The sequence below is a fragment of the Baaleninema sp. genome (genome assembly GCF_049974805.1).
In the GTDB taxonomy this organism is placed as follows: domain Bacteria; phylum Cyanobacteriota; class Cyanobacteriia; order Cyanobacteriales; family Geitlerinemataceae; genus Baaleninema.
The window spans coordinates 1-5,985 of record NZ_JBNGCO010000181.1; the positions used below are offsets into that span (position 1 = coordinate 1).

Sequence of the window (5,985 nt, forward strand, 5' to 3'; positions counted from 1 at the left end):
CACTGGTAAAGTCCCCCGAGAAGGGGGAGGCTTTAGACCCAAAGATTAGGGTAAAACCATGCTAACTCTCAAAGTTCCCGACATGGCCTGTTCCGCTTGTGCGGACACTATTACGAAAGCGGTTCGCCAACTCGACGAGTCCGCCAAAGTCGAAGCGGATTTAGAAAAGAAAACCGTTGCGATCGACACCCAACAATCCGAAGACGCTGTAAAAGCCGCCATTACCGAAGCCGGATATTCGATCGCGTGATGGGGTGAGTTGACGGTGCGTGACGATCGATCTCTCTAACGATTCACGCCCGAGTTTTCAAGTCACGCACCCTACCTCACTGTTCCCTGTTCCCCGTTCCCTCTCAATTCTCAATTCGATCGACGGGGATGACGATCTCGAATTCCGTTCCTTCCCCTTTAACGGAACGACAGGTGAGCGTACCGCCGTGTTTCTCTGTGATAATTTGATAGCTGATGGAGAGTCCTAACCCCGTTCCTTTTCCCATGGGTTTGGTGGTGAAAAACGGCTCGAAGAGGCGATCGCGCACCTCGGGTTCGATTCCCGGTCCGTTGTCGATAATGCGGATGCTGACGGCGTTTTCGCCGTGTTTGGCGGTACAGATGCGAATGGAACTGGGATTGGCTTCAACCTCTTTATAGCTTCGATCGCGATCGCGTTCTTCGAGGGCGTCTACGGCGTTACTGATGATGTTCATAAACACCTGATTCAGCTGTCCCACGAAACACTCGACTTTCGGCAAATCGCTATACTCTTTGATAATATCGACGGCGGGACGGTTGGGCTTAGCTTTGATGCGGTTTTGCAAAATCGTGAGGGTACTGTCGATCCCCTCGTGTAAATCTACCAAGCTCATTTCCGCTTCGTCCATACGGGAGAAGTTCCGCAGAGACGCCACGATGTCCTTGATGCGATTCGCCCCCACCATCATCGACGAAAGTAACTGCGGTAAATCGTCCACCAAAAACTCTAAATCGATCGCTTCGGCTTCTTCCTGAATTTCGGGACTGGGTTTGTCGTCTTGGTCTTGGTATAACTGCAACAGCCCGAGAATATCTTCGGTGTATTCTTTGGCGTGAACCAAGTTTCCGTAGATGAAGTTCACGGGGTTGTTGATTTCGTGGGCGACGCCTGCGATGAGTTGTCCCAAACTGGACATTTTCTCCGTTTGCACCAATTGCATCTGAGTTTGGCGCAGTTCTTGCAAGGTTTTCGACAATCGATCGGCTTTTTGACGCAGTTGGGATTCGCTTTCTCGTAGGGCGATTTCCGTCTTTTTGCGTTGCGTTACATCTCGAGCGACGGCGTAAATGAGTTGCTGTTCCACCAAAGAAATCGAAGTCCACTGCAACCAGCGATAGGAACCGTCTTTACAGCAATAGCGGTTTTCAAAGGTTTCGTGAACGCCCCCTTCAACGAGGGTTTTTGCGGCTTCTAGAGACCGTTCGCGATCTTCAGGATGCACCAGTTCCATGAACGGCAGCGATTTCAATTCCTGGCAACTGTAGCCGAGAACGATTTCCCAAGCGGGATTGAGTCGTTTGAAGTAGCCGTCGAACCCGGCGATACAGTGCAAGTCCGGCGAGAGTTTAAAAACGTTGCCCCAGCCGAAATCCGCTTGTTCGGCTTCTGAGAGTAGTTCCGTCGCCCAAATGATACCGCAGAGTTCCTCAGCTTCGTCTCGCCAGGGGCTAAGTTTCCCCTGCATCCATTTGGTGGAGCCGTCGGGAAGGGTCAGAGGATGCGGTTGGCAGGGAGTGGGGTAGCCTTGTAACGTGCGCCGATAGGCGTCTTTCCACTGTTTGGGGGCGTTGGGAACCAGGTCGTTATAGGCGAGATCTTTGTCGGTTAAATGGGTTAAATCGCGATCGCCGAAGCCGAAGTCTTCACGCCACTGATGACTACAGGCGACGAGTCGCGTTTGGAGGTCGAACAGGGCGATCGCCACGGGGGACTGTTCGATCGCGAGGCGAAGTCGATCTGAGTTGAAAGCGTTTGGGTTTTCCACGCCGTCGCACTTACCTCCAAATTCTGCGAAATCTCCATCCTCCACGATTGCAAGGGATAACGAGAGGATTGCCTTTTTGATGGTAGCAAATCTCAGGGCGGTTTTTGACGCTCGACCTCGTTCCAACCTGCCTGGAATGCCGATCTCGCTTTCCCCACGCCATCGAAACGAATGGAAAAGCGGCAATTTTTCGGTCGATCGCGATCGTTCTGGAGTCTCGTGTGAATATCTAGTCTAAGATCCCCGGCATCTCCAAGATGCCGGGGATCTGGATATCTCGAGTGTGACTCCGAAGAGCCTTTTTGATTTAAGTCAAAGACAACCTGGCTTGTTGCTGTATAGTCTGAATCTAGGCCAAATCCGGCAAAATCCAGAAATTAAGAGCAAGTCACACAGATATGACGACTTTATTCCAGCAACTCGGCGGTGCAGATGCTATTGATGTCGCGGTCGATCGATTTTACGATCGCGTCCTGAAAGACGATCGCATCGCTGCCTTTTTCGCCGATGTAGACATGAAGAAGCAACGGGCGCACCAAAAAGCCTTCATCACCTACGCCCTGGGGGGAAGCGATCGCTACGACGGCCGCTATATGCGGGAAGCACACCAGGAATTAGTGGAAAAACAAGGCTTGAACGAGTCCCATTTCGACGCCATCGCCGAAAATCTGTTAACCACCCTCAAAGAAATGGGGGTTTCGGATGAAATGTTGGAAGAAGTGGCTGGCGTCGTCGCCGCCCCCCAACATAAAAAAGACGTATTAAATCAGTGATGCACCCCCGAGGCGTTTCCGAACCGAAACGCCTCAAGAACCGTATCGCGACTCGAATTCCGCTCTCGACATCTGACGGCGATCGAACGGATGGCGGAAATACACCACTCGCGCGTCCGAAAGTCCCTCGTCTCGTAACTCGTCCACTCGCGACTCGGCGTCCGAGCGATCGCGAAACTGTCCCACCTGCACGTAAGGACCGCGGCTGTCGTCAAACAAGCTTAAATCGCGGATGTTGAGATTGCGGAACCACCAATCGAGAGCGGCGATGGCGTCTCGTATCTCTTCGAGAGAATCCGACAAGGCGTCGTTTCGAGGTACGGGAACCACAACGACATAGTTGTAATCCTCAAACAGCACTTCCAACGTCGCTTCGTTGGCGATTCCCGTCTGACGTAAATTGTTGTCTCGTTGGAACTGACGCACTGCCCGTTCCGTGGCAAAATCGAACTCACCGTTGACGGTTCCGCTGTAATAGGGCGAATCCGGAAAGTACTCCTGGGGCGTTTCCGAGAGCGCCCGTTGCAGTTCCCACACCGCCAATCCCGAATCGCCTCGCTCCAAACGGAAGGTTCCCGGTCGTCCGAGAACATCCCGCGATCCTTCTAATACCTCTTGTAAAGCGGTCGCCGTTGTCGTATCGACTTCCCCCAAAATCGGCGCGTCAACGTTGTAAACTTGCTGAAATCGCGTCACCGCGTCTCGCGTTTGCGAGCCGTAACGGCCGTCTTCATTGATTCCCCCCGTTCTGAACCATTCCCCGACACCGATTTCATTGAGGGCGGCTTGTAGCCTTTCGACGGCGTCGCCGCGATCGCCCGGTCGTAAAACGACTGTATCTGTGTAAGGCCAGGTGTTTGGGGGAAAGACGGGTACGTAACTCGACGGGAACGAAGTCAACGCCAGTAACCGATCCCAGGTTCGATCGCCTACGTCGCCGTCAACTTCCAAACCTCTGTCGGCTTGGAAGTTCAACACCGCTTCTTGGGTTAAAACTCCGAAAAAACCCGTCGGCTGTATGTTCAAATATCCCAGTTCGTTCAATCGCTGCTGGAGTTCTATAACGTCCGCGCCACTATCTTGGTATTGAAGCGTCCGTCGCTGCGTTTGAGCCAGGTGAGTCTCGACTTCTACCCCTGACGGGGAAATCGATCGCGCAGTTCGCGATAACCCCGGTTCTACTGCACTGAGAACCGCCACACTCGAGAGGGCGATCGCCACAGGGAAGGGAAGGGGTTTCGCGTTTCCACCGCCCCTCTTCAAGAATCGAGGACAGCAGCGAACGAGGGGTGAGCCTGCAAAAACAGCCATATCCTTCATCAAACTTGCGAAAAAAAACAGCCACACTCGGGATTTCGCGAGAAAGAGCCGCGAGAAACACCCTTAGTATGGCACGTGGTTTCGGAAGTTGTGGCGTTGATTTCCCCAATGCGGGTTCAGTTCATTCGATCGATCCGCCCAATCGAGCGACCTAGATTAACCCCGCGCGATCGATTAACAACGTCACCACCACAGCGAAGGCGGTAATTCCCAACGCCACCCAAGGACTTTGACCTTGGCTGACGGCGAACGACGTAGCGACGCCCGCGCCCAATCCGGCGGTCACAGCAGCAACGAGGGGATCTTTTTGCGTGTTTTTATCGTACATTTCTCGACTAGCCGAACGCGACGTTTCCAACTGCAATTCCTTACAAGAATTTCAGTTTCCTCAAGGTATCACTGGAATTCTCTCGATCGATCCCCAGTCGCCCAAATCGTAACTGAGCTTTAAATTTGTATGTGTTTTTTAACACTTCGATCCGGTGCGATCGTTAAAATTCTTTCGAGTCAAAAACTCTTAAAACACCTATTTTGTCATTCATTCGCAGAAATTTAGACAAAATAACGGGTGAGATCCATTGCTCCCTAAATGTAAATAAATATAAAGCATCGATACTTTTGTTTACATTAAAAAAAACAAGCTATCCAGATTCTTCGCAGTACGACCGCCATAGCTGAAACCTTGGCTGGTGGTGTAGCGAAGTGCGACCGAGGGAATTAACCTACAAAATATCTGCTACGATGTAAGTAGATATGCTCAATATGACGTGGGAATTTAAACTCAAACCAACTCCTGGGCAGATTTCAGAGATCGAACACATTCTTGGCCTGTGCCGCCAGGTCTGGAATTTTGCGCGGCGGGAAGGCAAGGACTGGCTAAATTCCCGCAAATCCCCCGTGAATGCCTGCTCAATTCGGCAGGAATTTATCTTGCCAGCAGATGCACCATTCCCGAACTACCCAAAATTTTTGGGTTAGAGCCTCGCCCTTCTAGGGAGACTTTTTGATTGCATATTTCAACCTCCCCCCTAACCCCCCTTATTAAGGGGGGAACTAAAGGGGGGATATCGTGTCGTTTTTAGGTAATGCTTCCCCTCACGTACCAGTACAAACTTGCGCCCACTCAACAGCAGCAACAGACCTATAGCCATAGGAAATGATTCGTGGCCAAATCCCCGATCGATCCAGGGCTGTGCGAGATCCCCGGCATCTCCAAGATGCCGGGGATCTAGAGACAGATCTAGAGACAATCCGATCTTCGTTCGATCTTGAGTTTCACTTCTATGAATTGCCACAATTGACTTAGGATTGCTATATGACGAATGGCTAGAAACCTCTCGTCGGGTCTGGAACTATGCCTTGGCAGAGCGCAAAGACTGGTACAAGTCGAGAGCCTGTCCCATCGACCGATGCTCTCTTCGAGGTGAGTACGTCATATCCCCCGACGCGCCGCGACCCAGCTTTTCAAGCCAGTGTAAAGCCTTAACTCAAGCTCGAAAAGCCTATCCTGAGCTAGGTACAGCTCAACTCAAATGCTGCAACAGGTGTTGCGACGTTTAGAGAAAGCCTTTGTCTCGATGTGGGAAAGAGGACATGGATTCCCCAGATTTAAGAAACCGGGAAGATTGCGTTCTCTGCTGTTCGTGCAGTTGGGAAAAGACCCCGTTCGGGGAAACCGCGTCAAGCTCCCTGGGGTGGGTTGGGTGAAAATGCGACTCTCACGACCGATTCCTGAAGGCTTCGTTATCAAACAAGCCCAGGTAGTCAAACGTGCTTCCGGGTGGTACGTGATGCTAACCCTTCAGTGCGACTCTGAAGTTCCTGACCAAAAAATAATGGGATTCAAGCCCCGTCCTTCTAGGACGGCTTTCTCT

The 5,985-nt window shown here is 51.7% G+C and carries 6 protein-coding genes and 2 pseudogenes; 5 read left to right on the forward strand and 3 right to left on the reverse strand.

Annotated elements, in window-relative coordinates:
• The first annotated feature begins 58 nt into the window (after positions 1-58).
• Positions 59-250 carry a heavy-metal-associated domain-containing protein gene (locus ACP5D4_RS20630; protein ID WP_428013493.1) on the forward strand — a complete coding sequence of 64 codons (192 nt, stop codon included), beginning with the start codon at positions 59-61 and terminating at the stop codon, positions 248-250.
• A gap of 103 nt (positions 251-353) precedes the next feature.
• Here the strand turns inward: ACP5D4_RS20630 and ACP5D4_RS20635 are convergent, their stop codons facing one another.
• Positions 354-2,063 (reverse strand): PAS domain-containing sensor histidine kinase, encoded by a 1,710-nt coding sequence (locus ACP5D4_RS20635; RefSeq protein WP_428013494.1) that lies wholly within the window; start codon positions 2,061-2,063, stop codon positions 354-356.
• A gap of 353 nt (positions 2,064-2,416) precedes the next feature.
• Here ACP5D4_RS20635 and ACP5D4_RS20640 point away from each other — a divergent pair, with 353 nt between their 5' ends.
• A complete protein-coding gene (locus ACP5D4_RS20640; protein WP_428013495.1) occupies positions 2,417-2,791 on the forward strand; it encodes a group I truncated hemoglobin in 375 nt (124 codons plus the stop codon).
• 33 nt (positions 2,792-2,824) lie between these two features.
• Here ACP5D4_RS20640 and ACP5D4_RS20645 read toward each other — a convergent pair whose 3' ends face one another.
• Both ACP5D4_RS20645 and ACP5D4_RS20650 read right to left on the reverse strand, forming a co-directional pair.
• Entirely contained in the window at positions 2,825-4,102 is a 1,278-nt protein-coding gene (locus ACP5D4_RS20645; RefSeq protein ID WP_428013496.1) for a peptidoglycan-binding protein, read from the reverse strand.
• A gap of 160 nt (positions 4,103-4,262) precedes the next feature.
• Positions 4,263-4,439, reverse strand: coding sequence for a hypothetical protein (locus ACP5D4_RS20650; RefSeq protein ID WP_428013497.1), 177 nt, complete (start codon positions 4,437-4,439; stop codon positions 4,263-4,265).
• Positions 4,440-4,864: 425 nt separating this feature from the next.
• On the opposite strand from ACP5D4_RS20650, the pseudogene ACP5D4_RS20655 reads away from it, so the two are divergent.
• The 3 genes and pseudogenes from ACP5D4_RS20655 to ACP5D4_RS20665 form a co-directional block, all read left to right on the forward strand.
• Positions 4,865-5,071: pseudogene (locus ACP5D4_RS20655) on the forward strand (helix-turn-helix domain-containing protein); the annotation flags it as partial.
• Between the two features lie 348 nt (positions 5,072-5,419).
• Positions 5,420-5,671, forward strand: a complete 252-nt coding sequence (locus ACP5D4_RS20660) for a helix-turn-helix domain-containing protein (protein ID WP_428013498.1) — start codon at positions 5,420-5,422, stop codon at positions 5,669-5,671.
• Positions 5,644-5,985, forward strand: a pseudogene (locus ACP5D4_RS20665) (RNA-guided endonuclease TnpB family protein); the annotation flags it as partial. The gene ACP5D4_RS20660 and the pseudogene ACP5D4_RS20665, both read left to right, overlap by 28 nt.